This is a genomic window from Prevotellamassilia timonensis (genome assembly GCF_900106785.1).
Classification (GTDB): Bacteria; Bacteroidota; Bacteroidia; order Bacteroidales; family Bacteroidaceae; genus Alloprevotella; species Alloprevotella timonensis.
The window spans coordinates 181,718-203,955 of the sequence record NZ_LT629843.1 but is presented as its reverse complement, the minus strand read 5'-3'; the positions used below and the strand labels follow the sequence as shown (position 1 = coordinate 203,955).

At 51.9% G+C, this 22,238-nt stretch carries 17 protein-coding genes and 4 tRNA genes; 17 read left to right on the top strand and 4 right to left on the bottom strand.

All coding sequences use genetic code 11. From position 1 onward, the window contains the following. The first annotated feature begins 497 nt into the window (after window positions 1-497). From BQ5453_RS04905 to BQ5453_RS04895, 3 genes are all read left to right on the top strand, one after another. Window positions 498-1,043 carry a hypothetical protein gene (locus tag BQ5453_RS04905; RefSeq protein ID WP_143033294.1) on the top strand — a complete coding sequence of 182 codons (546 nt, stop codon included), beginning with the start codon at window positions 498-500 and terminating at the stop codon, window positions 1,041-1,043. 27 nt (window positions 1,044-1,070) lie between these two features. Then, complete coding sequence (locus tag BQ5453_RS04900) at window positions 1,071-1,256, top strand: hypothetical protein (protein WP_071122361.1); 186 nt, start codon at window positions 1,071-1,073, stop codon at window positions 1,254-1,256. Window positions 1,257-1,394: 138 nt separating this feature from the next. After that, a complete protein-coding gene (locus tag BQ5453_RS04895; RefSeq protein WP_022101276.1) occupies window positions 1,395-1,598 on the top strand; it encodes a hypothetical protein in 204 nt (67 codons plus the stop codon). Between the two features lie 362 nt (window positions 1,599-1,960). On the opposite strand, the gene BQ5453_RS04890 is transcribed toward BQ5453_RS04895, so the two are convergent. Together BQ5453_RS04890 and BQ5453_RS04885 are read right to left on the bottom strand one after the other, a co-directional pair. Further along, window positions 1,961-3,121 (bottom strand): IS110 family RNA-guided transposase, encoded by a 1,161-nt coding sequence (locus BQ5453_RS04890; RefSeq protein WP_071122046.1) that lies wholly within the window; start codon window positions 3,119-3,121, stop codon window positions 1,961-1,963. 1,787 nt (window positions 3,122-4,908) lie between these two features. Beyond that, window positions 4,909-6,423 carry a sulfatase-like hydrolase/transferase gene (locus BQ5453_RS04885; protein WP_071122359.1) on the bottom strand — a complete coding sequence of 505 codons (1,515 nt, stop codon included), beginning with the start codon at window positions 6,421-6,423 and terminating at the stop codon, window positions 4,909-4,911. Window positions 6,424-6,537: 114 nt separating this feature from the next. Between BQ5453_RS04885 and pyrE the strand changes: the two genes are divergently transcribed. From pyrE to BQ5453_RS04815, 14 genes are all read left to right on the top strand, one after another. Further along, window positions 6,538-7,170, top strand: coding sequence for an orotate phosphoribosyltransferase (gene pyrE / locus BQ5453_RS04880; protein ID WP_071122358.1), 633 nt, complete (start codon window positions 6,538-6,540; stop codon window positions 7,168-7,170). A gap of 605 nt (window positions 7,171-7,775) precedes the next feature. Continuing rightward, the gene (locus tag BQ5453_RS04875) at window positions 7,776-10,001 is read left to right on the top strand and encodes a S9 family peptidase (protein ID WP_071122357.1); all 2,226 of its coding nucleotides are present in this window, start codon (window positions 7,776-7,778) and stop codon (window positions 9,999-10,001) included. Between the two features lie 106 nt (window positions 10,002-10,107). After that, window positions 10,108-11,148, top strand: coding sequence for an asparaginase (locus BQ5453_RS04870; protein WP_071122356.1), 1,041 nt, complete (start codon window positions 10,108-10,110; stop codon window positions 11,146-11,148). 97 nt (window positions 11,149-11,245) lie between these two features. After that, window positions 11,246-12,364, top strand: a complete 1,119-nt coding sequence (locus BQ5453_RS04865; RefSeq protein WP_071122355.1) for an ABC transporter substrate-binding protein — start codon at window positions 11,246-11,248, stop codon at window positions 12,362-12,364. Window positions 12,365-12,367: 3 nt separating this feature from the next. Then, window positions 12,368-13,357 (top strand): FecCD family ABC transporter permease, encoded by a 990-nt coding sequence (locus BQ5453_RS04860; protein ID WP_071122354.1) that lies wholly within the window; start codon window positions 12,368-12,370, stop codon window positions 13,355-13,357. A 416-nt stretch (window positions 13,358-13,773) separates the two neighbouring features. Further along, window positions 13,774-15,030: a GTPase HflX gene (gene hflX / locus BQ5453_RS04855; protein WP_022101425.1), complete on the top strand. Its 1,257-nt coding sequence runs from the start codon at window positions 13,774-13,776 to the stop codon at window positions 15,028-15,030. A 232-nt stretch (window positions 15,031-15,262) separates the two neighbouring features. Next, a complete protein-coding gene (locus BQ5453_RS04850; protein WP_022101424.1) occupies window positions 15,263-16,471 on the top strand; it encodes a sugar MFS transporter in 1,209 nt (402 codons plus the stop codon). Between the two features lie 153 nt (window positions 16,472-16,624). Then, window positions 16,625-16,697: transfer RNA gene (locus BQ5453_RS04845), tRNA-Gly, on the top strand. An 84-nt stretch (window positions 16,698-16,781) separates the two neighbouring features. After that, window positions 16,782-16,865: transfer RNA gene (locus BQ5453_RS04840), tRNA-Leu, on the top strand. Window positions 16,866-16,882: 17 nt separating this feature from the next. Next, window positions 16,883-16,955: transfer RNA gene (locus BQ5453_RS04835), tRNA-Gly, on the top strand. Between the two features lie 8 nt (window positions 16,956-16,963). Further along, window positions 16,964-17,048 (top strand) — tRNA-Leu (locus tag BQ5453_RS04830). A 310-nt stretch (window positions 17,049-17,358) separates the two neighbouring features. Beyond that, window positions 17,359-17,724, top strand: a complete 366-nt coding sequence (locus tag BQ5453_RS04825; protein WP_143033293.1) for a hypothetical protein — start codon at window positions 17,359-17,361, stop codon at window positions 17,722-17,724. 281 nt (window positions 17,725-18,005) lie between these two features. Further along, the gene (locus tag BQ5453_RS04820; protein ID WP_022101791.1) at window positions 18,006-18,362 is read left to right on the top strand and encodes a LytTR family DNA-binding domain-containing protein; all 357 of its coding nucleotides are present in this window, start codon (window positions 18,006-18,008) and stop codon (window positions 18,360-18,362) included. Continuing rightward, window positions 18,359-19,321 carry a phosphodiester glycosidase family protein gene (locus BQ5453_RS04815; protein WP_071122352.1) on the top strand — a complete coding sequence of 321 codons (963 nt, stop codon included), beginning with the start codon at window positions 18,359-18,361 and terminating at the stop codon, window positions 19,319-19,321. Before BQ5453_RS04820 ends, BQ5453_RS04815 begins: the two co-directional genes overlap by 4 nt. 185 nt (window positions 19,322-19,506) lie before the next feature. On the opposite strand, the gene BQ5453_RS04810 is transcribed toward BQ5453_RS04815, so the two are convergent. Together BQ5453_RS04810 and BQ5453_RS04805 are read right to left on the bottom strand one after the other, a co-directional pair. Beyond that, the gene (locus BQ5453_RS04810) at window positions 19,507-20,520 is read right to left on the bottom strand and encodes a glycosyltransferase family 2 protein (RefSeq protein ID WP_071122351.1); all 1,014 of its coding nucleotides are present in this window, start codon (window positions 20,518-20,520) and stop codon (window positions 19,507-19,509) included. Between the two features lie 114 nt (window positions 20,521-20,634). After that, on the bottom strand, window positions 20,635-22,146 hold the full coding sequence (locus tag BQ5453_RS04805; RefSeq protein ID WP_071122350.1) for an oligosaccharide flippase family protein: 1,512 nt from the start codon (window positions 22,144-22,146) through the stop codon (window positions 20,635-20,637). Between the last annotated feature and the right edge of the window lie 92 nt (window positions 22,147-22,238).

Genomic DNA, 22,238 nt, shown 5'->3' with positions numbered 1-22,238 from the left:
TGCAAGCAGATAAAGTACAACAGCATCGATGGATTTCTTCGCAACCTGGCATGCAAGGTGTATGAGAAATCTCAGATAAAACAGAGATCCCTAAAACTCCTCCTCGTGTGTGAAGACTTTAAGCTTTATGCACAAAGAGACAAAACGCTAATCTTATGAATACACAAATTACCCCCCCCCGTCCTAAGTTGGTAAATTGAGGTGTAGACAAAGTTGAGGCCTCAAGAAAGATTATTGGAACTCTTATTGGGCAGGGGCAAGCTGCTCGAACAGGGTTCTACATTAGGGAGGACGCTTCTGTTGACAGTTCTTCTTGCAACAAATCAAAGACAAATTGGAGACCGAAAGCTTGCGGTTCCTTTGCATACCCATTCTGTCCTTTGCATTATGGCGAAGATATTTGCGGGTGATAAAATGCCAAATAGGGCAATCCCTTTCGGTAAATAAAAACAACATGCCGGATATCCCTAAGGGTGACGGCAAAAAACAGAAAAAACATGAGCGTAGTATCAACCGTAGATTATAGAATTGTAGGTGACGAAGAAGTACTTGAAGGAATATATGAAAAGTGCCAGCAGATTATAGATTCTAATGATAGGCCATCATTGGCTCTTTTGTTGGATACTCTCAATATATCGTATTCGTATATGCCTTCGAGTACAATTTACAGCAGTGAATACTCAGATGGGGTGTTGAAAATCACGACAGACGAAAATTGTAAGGGACCATCAGACTTCCGCCATCTTCTCTGTGATAACTATGAGGATCTGAGTGTTTATTTTTGGGTAGACATTGAGGACTACGGATTTTTTACAAATGATGAAGAAAGCATAGCTCGCAATGTTGAACTTGGTGAAGTCATGACAAATGACGAAACCTTAGATTATGTAAATGACATACTGAAGGAATCTGAAAGCCTGAAGGATTTGCAATTTGACACATTCGAGGATTTCCAAGAGTGGTACGAAGCGCATGAAGACGAAGCTATTGACGAAGGAATAGAACTACAAATAGCGGAAGTTTCTGAAGATTTCGAAGATTGATAGTATCCTCCTTAATGCCTTTTCGAAATGGCTAAGGGCATTAAGGAGGAAAATGTTTTTGAAAACGGCAGAAACTACTTCAGAGGGGTTATTGTATTAACATCAACTTTTAAGTACTTGGGTGGCTTGCTGATGCGATGGGCCTTGGCAGTGATGACAACTAATATAGCTGATGCGCCTCGGCGTATAGCAGGAAATAAGGAACGATTATAGGACTTAAAATGAAATGGGACTTCTGCCTTGCTGCTGTGTAAATGGTAACAATAAAGCGGAAGTTCCATTTCAGCTTAATATAAGATGGTGCTCAAGGTTATATTATAAACAGGTGTTCAACCAATCAAACAATTTTATATGTTAACATTCATATTGATGGTAGTAGCAGGCATCGTGCTGTTTGTGGTATTGGGCGTATTGGGTTGGCTGGGGACAGCAATAGATGCTGTGTTCAGTTTGCTGACGGAGGGGGTTGGTAATTGCTTTGGGTGTGTGATAGAATTGGTGCTCATGCTGGTGGTGCTGGGCCTTATTATATCGGCGATTAGCTTGATATTGTGATGGTTGACAGTTCGTATGGCGCGAAATCAATGAGTTACGTTATTTTATAGGGTGACGCATTGACTAAGTTAGGAGAGCCGCTTACCGCGTGAACATAAGAACACAAGTTTTCTCTAAAAAAGGATTATGAGTATCCTAAGTAACACACGAAATCCCAATATTCGTTTTCTATACAGCGCAAATATCCAGTCTCTCCAAAATTGAAGAGACGACACGTATGTAAAAAGGTATTTTTCTCTTCTAGCTCGAAGCTATACGTGGGCATCCACAAGTATCCAAGGCTTTGGCTAATTTACAAGGACGGAGTCGAACTACCAGAAACTTAATAGCCTTGCAATGGAAACTTATTGTTACAGCTTGCACTAAGCAAGCTGAGTACAATCTTTAGCAACAGACTTTTGGGGTTCAAAGTCCTTGTATGAAACATTGAATTTCAGAATGTGCCAAATGCACACAAGTATTTTTCTGGCCACAGCTACCACTACTTTCAACTTGAATTTCTTCCTCACTTGTGTGTGAAATGCGTAAAACTTAGAGAAGTAACAATCTTTCGTTCTTGATGCAGCCCATGCGCATTGAACACTGGCAATTCTGATGAATCTGTTCCCGTGAGTAATCTTGTTCGATTTGATTTTCTTGTTACTTTCGTCATTTCTTGGGTTGAAACCGCACCAAGAGACGAGATGTTTGGCACTCGGGAACGCATTTACGTCTGGACCTATCTCGGCAAGGACTGTCAGGGCGGAACGCTCGCTTACACCTGGGATTGTCTGAAGGTTCTTCATCTGTTCCTCAAACTCCCTGTTGCAGATTTCCCGCATTTTTTCAATGCATTTGTTCTTGTTATCCTCCAATAAGGCTGATTCTGCAACATATTGTGCAAGCATGTCTATTTCAGCTTCGGAAACGACACCTGTAAGTGCTGCCAGTATCGTATCCTCGCCATGCTTGTTTATAATGCGTTTGTGTACGAGCATAAGTAGTTCTTGCGGTGAAGTTACACCTTCAGATATACGCTTGACAACATTTTTGTAACTCTTGCAATCTGTATTGGACACATAGTTACTCAAACGAATATTACAGCGCTGCAATATCGCATCAATCTTGGAATACTTTCTTACTAATTCCGCATTCAACTCGAATATTCGTCTGTCGTACAAGCGGAGTTGTTGGATTAAAGGAGGTGGAATAAAGCTTCCACGAATTAGTTCCTTCATGACGCATTCCGCAATCCATTGAGCATCCTTGACATCACTTTTACGCCCAGGAAGTTGCTTAATAAAGTAAGGATTAACCAACTTGAGTTCAAATGAATCAACAAGTACGCGCCAGATGGGAATCCAATACACACTTGTGCTTTCCATTGCGACTTCGCTGACTTCGTTTTCTGCCATAAAATCGCGCATGGAATCGAGTTGTGGAGTCAAAACGCCGTATACGCGTTCTATTTTCTCCCCGTTTTCTCGCAAAATACAGAGATATACACTATCTTTGTGCACATCAAGCCCTGCTACAGTTTTCATAAGCTTTTAATTTAATTAGGCGTTAGAGCCTGTTTTCCCACAAATATACGGGATTTTGGCAACATTTGCCAATATAGGAAACTGAAGCGGGCTTGATTTATGTTTTGCTGCGGTCCCTTTTTTATCTCGTGGGCATGTGATTGGAAATTCTCATCTTAATTTACATAGGAAACACACAAGGCCGCTGCGCGGCTGACGGCCACGGAATAACGTCCGGGTGGCCTCAAGAGGCATAAGGGCTGACGCCATAGCGTGCCCTGGCAGCCGCTAACGCGGAGAACATAAGGACAAAAGGACAGAAGAACAGAATACGTTTGTGTTAGCCGCTTACCGCGTGAACATAAGGACACAAGTTTACATAAGATACATATAAGGCCGCTGCGCGGCTGACGGCCACGGACTAACGTCCGGGTGGCCTCAAGAGACATAAGGGCTGACGCCATAGCGTGGATTGCTAGCCGCTAACGCGGAAAACAGAAGGACATAAGAACATAAGGACATAAGTATATCGTTTGTGTTGGCCGCTTACCGCGGGAACATAAGAATATAAGCTACATAAGAAACATAATTTGCGTCTGGGAAAACGAAAACAAGCGCTACCACCAAACGCTACCACCAAACGCAAGCACTAATGGGGGCGACGCGTCCCGCATCGGGATTTTTAAGGCAAAAGTTCACAGACAAGCGTGTAATTAGTGTTGTCTGTGAGTCTTTATTTGGTGTATAAGCCTTTGCTTTAATGCCCGACGCGGGACGCGTCGCCCCCATTAGTGATAGCGTTTTGTGCTTGCGTTTAATGGTGCGGGACCTTTACCATACTACAAAAACTTTACTTGCCGAGTATCTTACATCTTACACTGATACGCTGTAACTCATTGGCTATCAATGCTTTGCTTAGTGTAAGATGCTGCCAAATCCACCTACACAAACCTACACGCATCCTACACAACCCTCACGCTGCCACACGGCACAGGCATGGGAGGAAGATATCACGGCATAGGGGAATAGAAAAGTCAGTTGCTCCGACAGATTCTCCTACGTCCCCGTGGCGTAAATCCCACCGCATACGACAAAACCGGCTGCGAGACAGCGGGGTGAGGCGTGTAAGATGTATGCAGGGGTGTGTAAGATACTTTGAAATCATCTTACACTCTTGAAATCTCTGTATATCAACTTGTTACGCACAAAAAGTGTAAGATGGCAGTAAAAATACACGCACTCTTTTACAAGAGGGATGACGGGGAGAGGGCAAATATTTGTGTACAAATTGTACACTTTTTTTGTTGGGTGCAATGCCTTGGTGTTACCTTTGCAGTACTTTAATTCAACTTTACTTTTGTACTAAACCAAATTGTATTGACTACCATGAAACAAATGCTTAACAGAATGCTGCGCTATGCCGATGCCATTGTGAAACGTGGCGTTGACAAACTGATAGACACTATTGCGCATAACCCGGAACCACAAACTAAAAACGCTGAGACTCAAGCCAAAAACGCAAGCACTAATGGGGGCGACGCGTCCCGCGTCGGGAAAATATATAGCTATTATTTAGTAGAGTTTGTATTTCCCTCCTTTCTCTATCCCAACGCGGGACGCGTCGCCCCCATTAGTGGTAGCGTTTTTTTGCAACGCGTTTTTAAGCAACTTAAAAATGCCTCAAAATGGTCTCGCCAAAAGGTATATTTTGAACGCCCTGCCTGTAAGGGCAAAAGCATTACTATACTATGTGCTTTGGAGTTTTACCAGGCAATAATAATATCCATACTTTTTTTATGCGCCGCGCTTTATTTCCCCCCTCTCACCTCGCCAAGCAGGCGCTGCAGACGTTGCAGCAGTTTGGGGCGCTCCTTGGCAATGTCGGTTTGCTCGTAGGCGCTCTTGCTCAGGTCGTAGAGCTGCGGGGTGGGGCGGTAGCCCGTTTCAATCTTTGGCCCCCAGGTAATCATGGGACCGCCGTCGGAAGGTGAGATGTATTTGTAGTGCTGCGTGCGCAACGTCAGGCTGCGGTTGCTGGCCATGCTTATGGCATAATCGCGCGGACGGGTGTCGCGGCCCAACCAGGTGGAGATGTGGTTCTGGCTGTCGTGTGCCTCGGCGGGCTGGAGTGCAACATCGGACAGTGAAGCCAATGAGGCCGGCATGTCGATGAGCGAACCAAGGGCATCGCTTGTCATGCCTTGGGCCGCCCCCTCGGGCCAATAAACGATGAAGGGTACAGCCGAACCACCCTCGTAGGCACTGTATTTGCCGCTGCGGTAGGGGCCGCTCGGCTTGTGGGTGCCGCAAAGCTCGATGGCGCGGTCCTGATAACCGTCGTCGAGTACAGGGCCGTTGTCGCTTGTGATGATGATGAGCGTGTTGCGGTCGATGCCGCGCTGGCGCAGTGCATCGGTAATTTGGCGCACCGTCCAGTCGAACTGCATGATGGCCTCGCCGCGCAGACCCATTACACTCTTGCCTCGGAAACGCTCGTGAGGCATACGTGGCACATGCACGTCGTTGGTGCACAAGTACATAAAGAAAGGGGTGGCGCGGTGTGAGTCGATAAAGCCAATGGCGTGGCTCACAATGCTGTCGGCAATGCTCTCGTCGCGCCACAGAGCACGACCGCCGCCCTTCATGTAGCCAATGCGCGATATGCCGTTGACGATGCTCATGTCGTGACCGTGGCTGGGCCGCAGTTTGGTGAGCAGTTCGGGATTGTTGCGCCCCGTGGGTTCGCCCTCGAAGTTGTGCTGGTAACTTACGCTGATGGGGGCCGAGGCGTCGTAGTTTGCCACACGGCCGTTTTCGATGTACACGCAGGGCACGCGGTCGGCGGTGGCCGCCATGATGTAGTGGTAGTCAAAGCCGAGGTCGCGTGGTGTGAGGTCGATGGCGCCGTTCCAATCCTGTGCGGCTGTGCGGCTGCCCAGGCCCAAGTGCCATTTGCCTATGGCGGCGGTGGCGTAGCCTGCGCGGTGCATGAGGTCGGCCACGGTGGTTTGGCCAGGTTTTATAATCATGCCGGCATTGCCCGCTGCCACATCGGTGCCGGTGCGGCGGAAAGGGTATTCGCCAGTGAGCAGCGCGTAGCGCGAAGGGGTGGACGTGGAGGCGCAGGCGTGCATGTTAGTCATGCGCACCCCGTTGGCGGCCAAACTGTCGACGGTGGGGGTGCTCACCCGTGTGGCACCATAGCAGGACAGGTCGCCATAGCCAAGGTCGTCGGCCACGAGTACAATGATATTGGGTTTGAGTTGCTGTGCAGCGGCACACAAGGGGAGGGCTGCCAGCAAGCTTGTAAGTGGTTTCAGCATAATTGGACGCAGAAATAAGTATAGCCCAAAAGTACAAATAAATAGGCATAAAGGGTGCATACACGCCCGAAAATTGTACCTTTGCAAAAGTAAGACATTAAAAAACATACAGATATGAGTACGCTCGAAAAGATTTTTGCAGAGAAACTGCTTAATGTAAAGGCTATTAAGTTGCAACCCGAACAGCCCTTCACTTGGGCCAGTGGCTGGAAGTCGCCTTTCTATTGCGACAACCGCAAGACTTTGGCATTCCCCGCTTTGCGCAGCTTTGTCAAGTTGGAGTTGAGCCGCATCGTGGCAGAAAAGTATCCTGAGGCTGATGCCATTGCGGGTGTGGCCACGGGTGCCATAGCCCAGGGCGCATTGGTGGCCGATGCGCTTGGTCTGCCCTTTGCCTATGTGCGTTCGAAACCCAAAGACCACGGTATGACAAACCTGATTGAGGGTGACCTGCAGAAGGGCATGAAAGTGGTTGTGATAGAGGACCTCATCTCGACCGGCGGCAGCAGCTTGAAGGCTGTTGAGGCTTTGCGCCAGCATGGTTGCGAGGTGATTGGCATGGTGGCCAGCTACACCTATGGTTTCCCCGTGGCCGAAGAGGCTTTCAAGGCAGCTAACGTGGAACTTACCACGCTCACTAACTACGAGGCAGTGGTTGAGGTGGCTCTCGGCACCGGCTATATCAAGCAGGAGCACGTGGCCATGTTGCACGAGTGGCGCGCCAACCCCAGCGAATGGGGAAAGTAAGGCGCTTGGGGCGCAGAAGCGCGCTGATGTGCTAATATGTAAATGCTCGCTTAGCGCTCTGATATAATAAAATGTGCAGATGAAATGCGCTTGTAAACGTCATGCCATCTGCACATTTAATAATTTTACTCAACTTCCGAATTTAGTAAGTGCGGGCTGAAAGCCCAATGGAGCACATAGCCCAGGGCAAGCGAAGCGGCACCCTGGGTATCGCGTGTTGGAGCAGTCGCGCCCTGTAAGGGCAAAAGCCTTAAACCATGGTGCAGTTATTGAACAAAATATACATACGATGTTCCACTCTACGACCGAGGCTTCAACTATCAAGTAAGGATAACAACATAAAGGATTAAAGCTTTTGCCCTTACAAGTAGGGGGCTCAAAATTGGCATCAAAGGCGAGACCGTTTTGTGGGGGATTTTATTCATTGTTATTGCTGTCCGATGAGATTCTAAAACGCACATTTAATGCTTTTGCCCTTACAGGGCGCGACTGCTCCAACACGGGGAACCCAGGGTGTCGCTTCGCTTGCCCTGGGCTATGTGCTCCATTGGGCCTTCAGCCCGCTTTTGCTAAATCCGAAAGTTTAATAATTTTACGAATTCACCATGAAACGATTTCTACTCATTATAGCCAGCCTGTTTGTGGGCGGCATATTCCTTGGCGGTTCGAAGGCTGTGGCGCAAAATGACCAGCAGCTCACGCTCGAGGACATCACAGGCGGCAAGTATAACCCGCAATATGTGTATGGCGTAAATCCGATGAAGGACGGCGAAAGCTATACGCAACTTTCTGACGACAGCAAACGCATCATACGCCGTTCCTTCAAAACGGGTAAGGAAATTGAAGTGCTGTTTGACGCCGACCAGGCACGGGGCGATGCCAAACTGAAGGCCATTGACGGCTACATCATGTCGCCCGACGAACGCCGCATATTGCTGCGTACGCAAACTAAGCCCATTTACCGCCGCTCATACACTGCCGAATATTACATATATGATGTGCAGAACAAAAAGTATGAGCCTCTGTCGGACGGCGGGCCGCAGCAAATGCCCCTTTTCTCGCCCGATGGCAATGTCATAGCCTTTGTGCGCGACAACAACCTGTTCCTCGTAAAGCTGCTCTTTGGCAATGCCGAGAGCCAGGTGACGAAGGACGGCAAATTTAACGAGGTGATAAATGGTCTGCCCGACTGGGTGAACGAGGAGGAGTTTACCACAGCCCGTTCGTTCGACTTTTCGAGCGACTCGCAGATGCTTGCCTGGGTGCGCTACGACGAGAGCAAGGTGCCCGTTTACAGCATTCAGGAGTTTAAGGGCGCTTATCCCACCCGTCAGGAGTATGACGAATATCCCGGTGCCTACAACTACAAATATCCTGTGGCCGGTGCCAAAAACAGTGATGTGACGGTGATGACCTTCGACATCAAGAACCGTGTAACCCGCACACTCAAACTCCCGCTCGACTCCGACGGTTATGTGCCACGCATACACTTTACGAGCGACCCCGCCAAACTGGCTGTGGTCACCCTCAACCGCCATCAAAACCGCATGGACATCTACATGGCCAATCCGCGCAGCACAGAGTGCAAACTGGCTGTGCGCGAGGAAAATGCCAAGTATGTGCCCGAGACCGCTTACGGCAGTCTCAAGTTCTATGGCGACCACTTTGGCTACATCAGCGACCGCTCGGGCTACAAGCACATTTACTGGTACAACCTCAATGGCAAGCTTGAGCGTCAGGTGACCAGGGGCAACTACGACGTGTCGGCCTTTTATGGTTATGATGCGCAGAACGGCCGCTTCTACTACGCGTCGCACCAAGAGAGCCCGTTGCGCACCGCCGTCTATTCGATAGACAAGAGTGGCAAGGAGCGCAAGCTCTCTACCGAGGTCGGTACAAACAATGCCACCTTCAGCACATCGATGAAGTATTTCCTCAACATCTATTCATCGGCCACCCAGCCCCCCGTAACCACCCTGCGCGATGCTGCCAACGGCAAGGTTATATCGACTATGGTTGACAACAAGGCACTGAAGGATAATGTGACACCGCTGCTGGGGCAGAAGGAGTTCTTCACCTTCAAAACCTCGGAAGGCGTGGAGCTGAACGGCTGGATGATAAAGCCCCGCAACTTTGATGCCTCAAAGAAGTATCCCGTCATCATGTACCAGTACTCGGGTCCCGGCTCGCAGGAGGTGACCGACTCATGGAACATGGGCTTCTACCCCGGCGGACAGTGGGAGAGCTACATGGCCAACCAGGGCTTTGTGTTTGTGTGTGTAGACGGACGCGGCACAGGCTCGCGTGGTGCCGACTTTGAAAAGTGCACCTACCTCAATCTTGGCGACAAGGAGTCGAAAGACCAAGTGGAGGCCGCACTTTACCTTGGCTCGCTGCCTTATGTTGACAAGGACCGCATAGCCATCTGGGGCTGGAGCTTTGGTGGCTTCAACACGCTGATGTCGATGAGCGAAGGCCGCAAGGTGTTCCGTGCCGGTGTGGCTGTGGCCGCTCCAAGCAACTGGAAATACTATGACACGGTGTACACCGAACGTTACATGCGTACCCCGAAGGAGAATCCAACGGGCTATGCTGTCAACCCCATAGAGCGTGCGGCTAACTTGAGCGGCGACTTGTTGCTCATTCATGGCACGGCCGACGACAATGTGCACTTCCGCAATTTTACCGAGGTGAGCGAAGCCTATGTGCAGCAGGGCAAGATGTTCCGTCAGCAAATATACACCAACCGCAATCACAGCATATTTGGCGGCAACACCCGCCTGCATCTGTTCAAAACCATCAGTGATTACTTTGTTGAGAAACTGAAGTAAGTAATTGGTGCATACAACGGCAAAAGCCCCAATCATTAGCCAAAGTTTAACGCCTGACGCTAATGATTGGGGCTTTTCTGTGTTTTTTTCGTATTTTTGCAGCGTTATGGATAATCCGAGCACACCACACATACTCATTATATACACGGGCGGCACCATCGGCATGATTGAAAATCCCGAAACAGGTGCGTTGGAGAACTTTGATTTTGAACAGTTCAAGCTCCATGTGCCCGAACTCCGCCAGTTCAATTACCACATCGATGCCCTGGCCTTTGACCCGCCGATTGACTCGAGCGATATGGAGCCGCGCTATTGGATAAAGATGGCGCACATCATAGCCGACCATTACAACCATTATGACGGTTTTGTGCTGCTGCATGGCACCGACACCATGGCCTACACCGCGTCGGCCTTGAGTTATATGCTCGAAAATCTGGGCAAGCCCGTCATCATTACCGGTTCGCAGTTGCCGATAGGGCAGTTGCGCACCGATGGCAAGGAAAATTTGCTGACGAGCATCGAGATAGCTGCGGCACGCGACCAAATGGGGCACCCCGTGGTGCCTGAGGTGTGCATATTTTTCGAGAGCCGCCTGATGCGTGGCAACCGCACTACCAAAATAAACTCAGAGGGCTTCAATGCCTTCCGTTCGTTCAACTTGCCGTCGCTGGCTCATGCTGGCATTCACATCAAGTACGAAACGCACCTTATTCGTCGTCCGCGTCCCGACGCGCCCTTCCGTCCGCACTATTTGCTCGACAATAATGTGATGATTCTCACACTCTTCCCCGGCATTCGCAAGGAGGTGATAGACACCATGCTCAGCGTGAGCGGGCTGCGTGCGGTGGTGATGAAAACCTTTGGTGCGGGCAATGCACCGCAGAAACCGTGGTTTGTCGAGAGCATTCGCAAACTTGTCAACCGCGGCGTCATAGTGGTCAACATCACGCAGTGCTTCAAAGGCACGGTTGAGATGCACCGCTACGAAACGGGGCTGCAACTGTTGCAGGCCGGGGTGATAAACGGCTACGATTCTACTGTTGAGGGCATGATAACCAAACTCATGTTCTTGCTCGGACATGGCTATTCGCACAACGAGATAGTCAGACTGATGAATACCAATATTGCAGGCGAAATAACGGTGTGATGCTCGCAGAGCCCGCAGATGTGCAAATGCTTGTGGCGTTCGCAAATGTGCTGATGTGCGGATAATGCGCGCCATATTGTCCTAACACGTAACAACGATGAAATACCTTTACATACTTATAACCGCGTTGCTGCTTGCAGCGTGCAACGTTCCCGCCACCCGCAGCGGCGAGGGACAACCTGTCAGCCTCAGTCATGCCACATTGCTCGGCATGGCTGAGGCTGACAGCTTTGTGGTAGCTACTGTTAAAAATCCGTGGGACACTACCCGCACACTTGCCACTTACGTCATGGTGCCCGACTCGTTGCCCATGCCCCGCCACTTGCCGCAGGGCACTGTGGTGCGTACACCGCTGCGCCGCGCCGTGGTCACTTCGGCCGTACATCTGGCGTTGCTGGCCGACCTCGACGCATTGGACGGCGTGGGCGGTGTGACCGATGCCGGCTACATAGTGAGCCAGCGCATAAGGGACTATTTGCAGCACCACCCCAATGTGGCCGACATGGGGCAGAGCATGCAGCCCAATGTGGAACGTATGCGCATGGACAAGGTAGACGCTGTGCTGGTGTCGCCCTTTGAAAATGCCGGACATGGTGCGCTCGACAATGCCGGCATACCCCTCATAGAGTGTGCCGACTACATGGAAACGTCGCCCCTGGCCCGTGCCGAGTGGATGCGCTTTTATGGCCGATTGTTCGGGGTGGGGCAGCGTGCCGACTCACTGTTTGCCGTAGTGGAACAGGCTTACCTCGCTTGCAAAAAGCGTGTGGCCCGAGGGGGCAGTGGCTCTCGTCCCACGGTGATGAGCGACCTCATGCAGCGCGGCACATGGTACCAACCCAGCGGGCGCAGCACCATGGGGCAGTTTATAGCCGATGCCGGAGGCCGCAACCTGTGGGCCGACCGCACAGAGAATGGCAGCGTGTCGCTCAGTTTTGAAAGCGTGTTCCAACGTGCAGCCAAGGCCGATGTGTGGCTCGTAAAGTACGGACAGCAAACCGACCTCAGCTATGCACAGATGCTGCGCGATATGCCGCAAGCCGCACAGTTTGCCCCGTGGCAAAAGCATCGCGTCTATGCCTGCAACACCTTCAGCGTGCCTTTTTATGAAGAAGTGCCCTTCCACCCCGAGCGCCTGCTGCAGAACCTTGCCGACATATTCGGCGGCCGTACCCCGCAGGGCAGTGATGTTTATTACACCCCTGTAAAGCAATAGCCCATGAGAGTCTCCATATCCTTGCTCCTCATGTTATCCCTCCTCGTCCTGTTCACCGGCAGTGTGAGTTTGACACCTGTGCAGGTGTGGCAGTCGCTTTGTGGCGGAGGCGATGAGGCTGTGCGCTACATCGTGTTCGAATCGCGTATGCCGCAAATGCTCACCGCCATATTGGCAGGTGCCGCCCTGGCGGTGAGCGGACTTGTGATGCAAACCCTCTTTGCCAATCCGCTGGCCGACCCCTCGCTGCTTGGTGTCAACAGCGGCGCCTCGCTTGGTGCCGCCATAGCCCTGCTGGCGTGTGGTGGCAGTGTGGTGGTAGGCGGTGCCGCCCTGTCGGGGGTGATGCTCACCATTGCCGCCTCGTTTGTAGGCGCGTGTGCCGTCATATTGCTGCTCAGCGTGTGCAGCCACTATTTGCGTGGCACATTGGCGTTGCTTGTGGCCGGTGTCATGCTCAGTTTTGGCATATCGGCCGTCATTTCGTTGCTCAACTTTTATGCCACGGCCGACGGCGTGCGCTCCTATGTGGTGTGGGGCATGGGCGACTTTTCGGGCCTCACTATGCAGCGCATACCCCTGCTTGCCGCGTTGGTGGCAGTGCCCTCGCTCATGCTGCTGGCCGCAGCCCGTCCGCTCAATGCCTTGCTGCTCGGGGCCGATTATGCCACCAATCTTGGCATACGCGTCAAGCGTGTGCGCACCATTCTGCTTCTGCTCACCGGACTGCTCACTGCGGCAGTCACCGCCCTGTGCGGCCCCATATCGTTCATAGGCTTGGCCGTGCCGCATATTGTACGCCTGCTCATGCACACTGCCGACCACCGCCGCTTGTTGCCCGCCACCTTGGTTATGGGTGCCAACGTGGCATTGCTCTCATTGTTGCTCACCCATTTGCCCGGCGAGCGCGGCACACTCCCCTTGTCGGCCATCACCCCGTTCATAGGCGTGCCGGTTGTGGTGTACATTTTGTTGCGCCGGCGCAGTGGGTGAGTGCTGTTCATACATTAAATAAAGGCTCGCAGACAGTTCTAATTACACTTTCTGTCTGTGAGCCTTTGCCTTAATTCCGACGCGGGACGCGTCGCCCCCATTAGAGGTAGCGTTTGGTGCTTGAGTTCGTTAACATGTTTACTTACGTTTCACCGTACAGCAATGTAAGGTGATCTCTCGATGCTTTCCATGCTTTTATCTTTTATACTTACAATTATTGGCAAAAGTAGCGATTTTATCTTTTATAATGAATAAAACTCTCAGATTTAGTGATTTTGTTCATTATAGAAGATAAAATCTGAGGCTTTGCCCGCATAGCAGTTTGTGGCGAATAAAACAGTAATAGGCGCGGCATAAAGCGTAATTTGCTGAAAATGTGTAATTTTGCACACCTCATTTAGATGAAATAGTATATTATGCAAGGATTTATTGAAACCGAAGAAATAAAGGCCGAAACCGCCATATTGGTAGGTTTGATAACCAAAAACCAAAATGAGCGCAAGACCAACGAATATCTTGACGAACTGCAGTTTCTGGCCGAAACGGCAGGGGCAGTCACCGTCAAGCGCTTTACGCAAAAGCTCGACGGCCCCTCGTCGGTAACCTATGTGGGTAAGGGTAAACTCGAGGAGATACGTGCCTACATCGAAGCCGAGGAGGACGCCGAACGCGAAATAGGTATGGTGATTTTCGACGATGAACTCTCGGCCAAACAGTTGCGCAACATTGAGCGCGCCTTGGGTGTGAAAATTCTCGACCGCACCAACCTCATTCTCGACATCTTTGCCATGCGTGCCCAAACGGCCAATGCCAAAACACAGGTAGAGCTGGCACAGTATCGCTACATGCTGCCCCGTCTGCAACGACTCTGGACCCACCTCGAGCGTCAGGGCGGTGGCTCAGGTTCGGGTGGCGGCAAGGGTTCGGTAGGCTTGCGCGGACCGGGTGAAACGCAGCTCGAAATGGACCGCCGTATCATTCTTAACCGCATGGCGCTGCTCAAACAGCGTTTGGCCGACATCGACCGCCAAAAGAGCACACAGCGCAAAAACCGCGGCCGCCTCATACGTGTGGCGCTGGTTGGCTACACCAATGTGGGCAAATCAACACTTATCAATCTGCTGGCAAAGACCGACGTGTTTGCCGAGAACAAATTGTTTGCCACGCTCGACACCACTGTGCGCAAGGTCATTATCGACAACCTGCCATTCTTGCTGGCCGACACCGTAGGGTTCATACGCAAATTGCCCACCGATCTGGTAGAGTCGTTCAAGAGCACCCTCGACGAGGTGCGCGAGGCCGACCTGCTGGTGCACGTGGTTGATGTGTCGCACCCCGACTTTATGGAGCAAATTGAGGTGGTGAACAACACCCTGCGCGATTTGGGGTGTGCTGAAAAGCCGCAGTTGCTCGTGTTCAACAAAATGGACGCCTACACCTGGACCGAAAAGGACCCCGACGACCTGACACCCGCCACTCGCGAGAATGTGTCGCTCGACGAACTCAAACACACGTGGATGGCAAAAATGGGCGACGACTGCATCTTTATATCAGCCCGCGAACGACAAAATATTGACGAACTCAAAGAGCTGTTCTATGCACGCGTCAAACAGTTGCATGTGCAGAAATACCCTTACAACGACTTCTTGTTCGAGCACTACGAGCAGCAATAAGCTGTTGCGATGGGGCATTGTTACGGTTACGGGAGGGCGATTTTCCGGTTGCGGGAGGGCGGCGTGCCGATTTCTCCGACAAAAATTCCGTCCTCCCGCAACCGTAAAATGCCCTCCCGCCACGTGTGGCAGCACCCCTTGCCAGCGGCAACACGCTTGGGCAATGGCGGCAATGCGCGTCCGCCACGTGGCAGAACTTTGAAATGCAAAATACTTAACAACCCATTATTTAGTGAAACCTTTAGTAAAGCGGCAGTATATTCTGCCCTTCGTGCTCATCACCTCCCTCTTCTTTTTGTGGGGGGCGGCACACTCCATTCTCGATGTGCTCAACAAGCACTTCCAGACCGTCATACCCGGCATGAACCATGCCCATTCGTCGATGGTGCAAGTCATGTTCTACCTGGGCTATTTTGTAATGGCCATACCCGCGGGCATTTTGATTGACCGCCGCGGCTACCGCACGGGCGTGGTTGCGGGTTTGCTGCTCTACGGCTTTGGCGCCCTGTTGTTTTGGCCCGGCGCACAGGTCATGTCGTTCAACTTCTTCCTTGTTTCGCTCTTCATCATAGCTTGCGGACTGGTGTTTCTTGAAACGGCAGCTAACCCCTACGTCACCGAACTTGGCGACCGTGAGACTGCCCCCTCGCGCCTTAATCTGGCCCAGTCGTTCAACGGCCTTGGCTGCGTGTGCGGCCCTCTGTTTGGTGGACTCCTGTTGTTTTCCGACGGTGGCGGCAACGAGCGCATAGCCCTGCCCTATGTGGCGATGGCGGTGGTGGCCCTGCTCGTGGCTGTTGTGTTCACACGTGTAAAACTGCCCGAAATTAGTCATGCCGACACCGACACTGGTGCTCCCAATGCGGCACAAGGCCATGTGCTGACCCGTTTGTTCAAGAACAAAGCCTTCATGTTCGGCCTCTTTGCCCTGTTCAGCTACGAGGTGTCGGAGATATCCATCAACAGCTTCTTTATCAACTATGTGGCCGATGGTGGCTGGATGACCCCGCGCGATGCCAGCATCGCCCTGTCGTTTGGCGGACTCGGCCTGTTTATGCTCGGCCGTGTGGTGGGCAGCATCGTCATGCAGCATGTGGGCAGCGAGCGCGTGTTGCGCTTGTGCGCCATAGGCACCTTTGTCACTACCTTTGCCGTAGTGCTCAACCTTGGCGTGCTGTCCATGGCGGCCCTTGTGCTGGTGTATGTGTTCGAGAGCATCATGTTCCCCACCATTTTTGCCCTGTCGCTGCGCGGGCTCGGTCCGCTCACCAAGCGTGCCTCGTCGTTGCTCATGATGACCCCCGTGGGTGGTGCCGTCGGCCCTCTGCTCATGGGGTTGGTGGCCGATGCGTCCACCATGTCGGTGGCTTTCATCGTGCCGTTGGTGGGTTTTGCCAATGTGGCTGCCTTTGCTTTTGCTCGCAGCAAACATACGTGCTGAAAAGGGCCTCCCCAATGCTGTGCAGATGGGGTAAATAGGGCAAAATAGCAATTTGTGCGTAAAAAATGGCCGAATAATTTGGCCCGTATTACAAAAGTGCGTATCTTTGCACTCGCTAAACCGCCACAAGGCAGTGAGGCAATGATACGCAATGCGGAAATAGCTCAGTTGGTAGAGCACAACCTTGCCAAGGTTGGGGTCGCGAGTTCGAGTCTCGTTTTCCGCTCTCAAAATCGAAGCGCAGTCGTTCCATTCGTAAGGAAAGACTATTTCGAGCGAAACAAACTTTTATACATTCAAATTACAAACTGGAGAGGTGGCGGAATTGGTAGACGCGCTACTTTGAGGGGGTAGTGACAATTGTGTCGTGGGAGTTCGAGTCTCCTCCTCTTCACTTGTTTTTGACATGTTGCGGAAATAGCTCAGTTGGTAGAGCACAACCTTGCCAAGGTTGGGGTCGCGAGTTCGAGTCTCGTTTTCCGCTCTCAGGTCGCTCGAATGGTGGAATGGTAGACACGAAGGACTTAAAATCCTTTGGGCAGAAATGTCCGTGCGAGTTCGAGTCTCGCTTCGAGCACACTATTGTTATACTATTAAGCCGCCACGTTACAAGCGTAACGCGGCGGTTATTTGTTTATAGGGCCAAATGGGTGGGGGAGAGGTGCGCACCTTGCGTGCAATTTACCCGCCGCTCGGCCGTGGAGTCGGGGGCTGAGGCTGAGGAAAGGTGCGCACCTTGCGCGCAATTTACCCCCGATTTTTGTCAACTTGTACAATAAGCCGGGCATCTTATACATGCAGTGAAGAAATAATTGGAAACCGAAACGGACATCACTAATTTTGCGCTGTCAAATAACAAATGTATCACATTAAAACGACAGAAAATTATGAAAAAGTTTTTCTTCACAATGGTGCTCGCTGCTACTGCATGCACCGCAACTTTTGCTAACACAACAGTACAACACGACAATGGCGATGACAATGTGCTTGCCACCACTCTGCAACAAGTAAAGCAGAGAATAGCCGGTGCGCCATCGGGCACCACCTATGGCGTGGTGAGTGCCAAAAACGGCAATGTAGTGGTAAACACGCCCCTTGGCAAGTACACCATCAAGCGCGCAAGCGATGGCACCTACTCGTTTATGGGCATGACGGCCCGCATCGTTTCAGTGCGAAATGGCGTATACACCATCAAGACATCACTCGGCACATGGGTGGTTGATGTGCCCAAAGGTACGGTAAGGAAAAAGTAACAGGGTAGTGCACGCTGGCCGGTGGTGATTATAAATGGCGGCAAGTAGTATGAAGGGGCGATGCTGACAGTTAAGGCATTCGCTTATAGTATATGCTTTGGCGAAATTAGTAGACAGGTTGACAAGTGAACGGGGTAACAGGTAAGTTTGCCAGGTTTCTTACTATTTAGACTTTAGGAGGATAAGTAGTGTATGGCATACTTACTTGTTAACCTGTCAATTTGTTAACCCGTTACCAAGAATTCCCCAACGGGTATAGTATAGATTTTGAACACCTGCTTATGGAATGGCTTAAAATATCTACATCAACAGAACTTGTGCGTATCCAAACAGAGGATATAGCGTTCATATCTGCCGATGGCAACTATTCGGACGTATATCTTACCAATGGCAAGCCGCACAAGATGACCTTCAAGCTGCATTTCTTTGACGAGAAACTGCAGTTGCTTGCCGACAAAATGTTTGTACGTGTGGGCAAGAGCCTCATTGTCAACCGCAATTACATTTATGTCATCAACACGGTAAGTCAGGAACTGTTGCTCTCTGGCAATCGCTTGAGAGTTGACTTTAAGCTGAAAGCATCGAAAGAGGCACTCAAACAGTTGAAAACTTTAATGGAAAAGGAGGACTGGCAATGACAAACGACAAGTGCATGAATGATAAGACAGTTATCATAATAGATGAAAAGCCTGATGTCATTCCCGGACAGCCCGAAGGCGAGGTGCCTGTCATTACCATTGAGGATGGTGGCTCGCCTCAAACCGCACGACCTGCCAAAATGCGGCGTGGACGCAAATGGCCCACACTTGTGGCTGCTGCCATAGTTGCCATAATGGTGTGTGCGTGTGGTTTTGGGGGGTGGAAGGTTTACCGCTATTTTTATGATTTTGGCGTGCCTGTCGGCATATCGCCCTCACGGAATTTGGAAAAACTTGAGCGGACATCGGCAACCAAATCGGTAAAAGGCCGGATAGAGGTGACCAGCGACTCGATACTGGGTGTGGCCATGACCTTTTACAAAATAGATAACCTTAAAGCCGAGATTGTGCTGTCGCCACCCGACACTGCCGATACCAGCCTTATGCTTAGCACCCGCTGCGCAGATTTTACTGCCGAGGGACAGTATCTGGGCTCTCTCGTAGTGGACGGCAGGGTGTTGCAAACCGACCGCTCCCGTGCGGGCTATTGTGCCATGGCTAACGGCAATGTGGTGATAGGCGTGTCGCGCAGCGAGAAGCTGAAGGACTATTGTGCCGAGCGGGGCGGGGCTTTCTTCCGCCAGTTTGTACTTGTGTCCGATGGTGTGTTGCCCAGTCGTTTTGTGCTGCATGGCAAGGTGGAGCGCAGGGCCTTGGCGCGCATGTCCGATGACAGCATCTGGTTTGTCGAAACGCGTCATAAGGAAACCTTGTGGGACTTTGCTGATGCGCTGCGCGAGTATGGCTTTGTTGATGCCATATATATAACAGGTCGTTCAAACCGCTCGTGGTATCGCTCAGACGATGGTGCCATTCACCATATCGGGGCGGGTGATGAAAGCTCCAATGTCGCTAACACAAAGGCCACTGTGCCCTGGTTGGTGTTTAAGTGTAAATAACAAGTATGGCGTTGATGCTTGTCGTAGAATAGTAATGCAGAGTGCATTGTTATTCGGTTGCGGCAATCATCAACGCCATTTTAAGTAGGTGTGCAAAACTGGCTTCAAAAACGGGGAAACTTTTTTGGGGGCTGAAACGTGCTGCAAGAAACGCAAGCGCTAATGGGGCGATGTGGTGAGAAAGCCTACTTGTTGTGGCGCCATGTGCGCCACTTGTGCAGCAGCCACCATTGAGCGCGCAACATAGCAAAACTGTGGAACGGCCAGTAAAATGGGTGCAACTTGATGCGCCAGGCGATGAGGTTGCGGCTGAAGGTGGGCAACACCCGCGCCATGCGTTGTAGCACCTCGCGGCGTTCGGCAGGCGTAAAGTGAGCTTTGTTGTCGAGCAGAAATAGGTAGCTGCCAATCATGTTGCACCACCGCTGCGTTTCGCACAAGCGTAGCGCCTCGGCAGCGTGGTGCGGAATATGCCCTTGGGCCGCCTCGGCCTCGATGGCCCGCCTCTTGTCCAGGTCGGCCTCAAGACACGCAAAGCGGCGCATGGAGCAGGCACGGGTGGTGGAAGCCGGGTTCTGGCGGTAATAGTAGCGCCCCTGGCACATCACCACGCGGCGGGCATTAAGGTAGTGCAGGTGCGTCACATGATCGTCGGTGTAGAGTATGCTCGATGCGTCGTAGGGGAAGCGCTTGTGCAGCGTGGTGCGCACCACATACACCCCGTGAATGGCCCAGTTGTCAAGGCTCAGCATAAAAGCTTCCTCGCCCGTCAGTGCCTCTTTGCCACCAGTGTGCAGAGGGTGCTCCACCTCATGTCCGTCGTCAGGGTAGTACTTTATCAAGCGCATCACGGCACAATCGTTTGCCGGGTTCTGTGCCAGCGCTTCGAGAGCTTGCTCAAGTGCGTCGGGGGCCAACCAGTCGTCGCTGTCCACAAAGGTGGTAAATTCACCCGTGGCAATTTGCAGTCCCAGGTTGCGTGCCGCGGCTTGTCCGCTGTTGTGCGGTGTGCGCAGTAGCGTGATGCGTGCGTCGCGCTGGGCGTAGTCTGCCAATATCTGTGGCGACTGGTCGGTTGAGCAGTCGTCAATACATATTATCTGTATGTCGCGCAACGTTTGTCCGCACAGCGAATCGAGGCATTGCGGTAGATATGGTGCGGTGTTGTAAACGGCAACGAGTATCGATATTTGAGGCATATTAGCAAGTAGTGATAGTTGGTGGTGGACAAGTGGTATGCTGTCAAGTGGGCAGCTATTCAGTGGGCTGCTATTAAGAGGATGTTATTCAGCGAACAGCTATCAAGAGAACGGCTATTCAGTGCGCCCCCTCTTAAACCGTTGCATTACCTTGGCCACCATGCCCGTCTCCTTGTTGAGCTGGCGCAGCGAGAGCCAGATAGAGGTCAGCGCCACTACGGCGCCAACCATGCAGCGCGGTGCAAGCGGCAGTTCGAGGGCGGCATATACCGCACCGCATAGCAAGGCAAACTGCACCGCATAGATGTGCCAGGCTTGGCAGCGGAACTTGTAGCGGAACTTGTAGCGGTAGTAGCCATGTATGAGCAGCAGGTCGAGCAGCCCCATGACCGACAAGGCCCAGCCCGTGCCGTTGAGACCGTAGTAGTGGTAGGCCACAGGCACTGCGGCGGTGAGTGCCACATCGTATATCAGCTCCATGGCCATGTAGGTGCGCGAGTGGCCCGCAGCTAACGGCAGGTATGCAGCCGGCAGGGTGAAGGCTCTGAAAAACATGTAGAACACGGCACAGGTGGACATGCCCACGGCTGTGGCAAATTGGGCCGAAAACAGCAGCCGCACCACAAAAGGCATTAACAGCACAAACACTACCAGCACAGGCGACACCAACAGGGCGCACACCTCAATTTGTTTGTTCACCGCATCGTTCATCAATGTGCGCTGGTGCATCACGGCCGACAGGCGCGGGTAGTAGTCGTTTTCAACCGCCAAGAATACCAGCGAGGTGTAGCTCACTATGAGCATGTAGCCGCAGTTGTAAAAGCCCACCACGTCCATGCCGCCATCGCGCAGCAGCAGAGCACGCATGGCGTACTCGGCCCCCTGGCCAAAGGCGCCCGACACAATGTAGGCCACGCCCAGCTTGATGAATGGCACACCACGCCCCAGCGCCTTGCGGCTGAACAACGGGCAGTGCCAGGGCATCACGCGGGTGGCGTAATATAGGTGTATGGCCATGATGAGCAAGTTGCACAGCAGCAGTGCCGGCACGATGGCCGCCATGCCCCACAGGGCGTAAAGCGGAATGTACACCACCACCGAGGCCACAGCCGCCAGCATCGACACAAAGGCCACACGCTTTAAGCGCTTAAGCCCCTTGAGTATGGCCATTTCGCCGCCCGTCACAGCCAGCATGCCCACCATGGGCGAGAGCAGGGCAATGCTCAGGGTGTAGTCGTGATTGCCAAAGGTAAGCCAGCTGATGAGCGGGCTCAGCATGAGGCATACTGCCGTGCCAAACAGAGCCGTTATCATGCACCACACACGTACCGACTCCACACTGCGGCTGGTGGCTGCAGCATCGCCCGCGGCATGGCATTCGGCCACGTCCTTCACGGCGCTGAACGACACGCCCAGATTGGTGCACTGGCTCACCAAGCTGGCCATGGTGTTGTACAGATTGATGAGTGCAAGGCCCGACGGGCCAAGGAATAGTGCCACCACTTTGGTGCGCACCACACCGGCCAGCATCGACAGGCCCTGCACACTGCCAAACAGACCCGTGTATTTTAACACGTGTCCGAAACTCGTTTTGCCTTGTGTGTTGCCTTGTGTACTATTGCTCATGACACTCGTTTTGCTCGCAAATATGTTGATATGCAGATGTGCAGATGGGGCCGTTAACCAAGAATTTCGTCAACGGGCGTTAATGATATAAA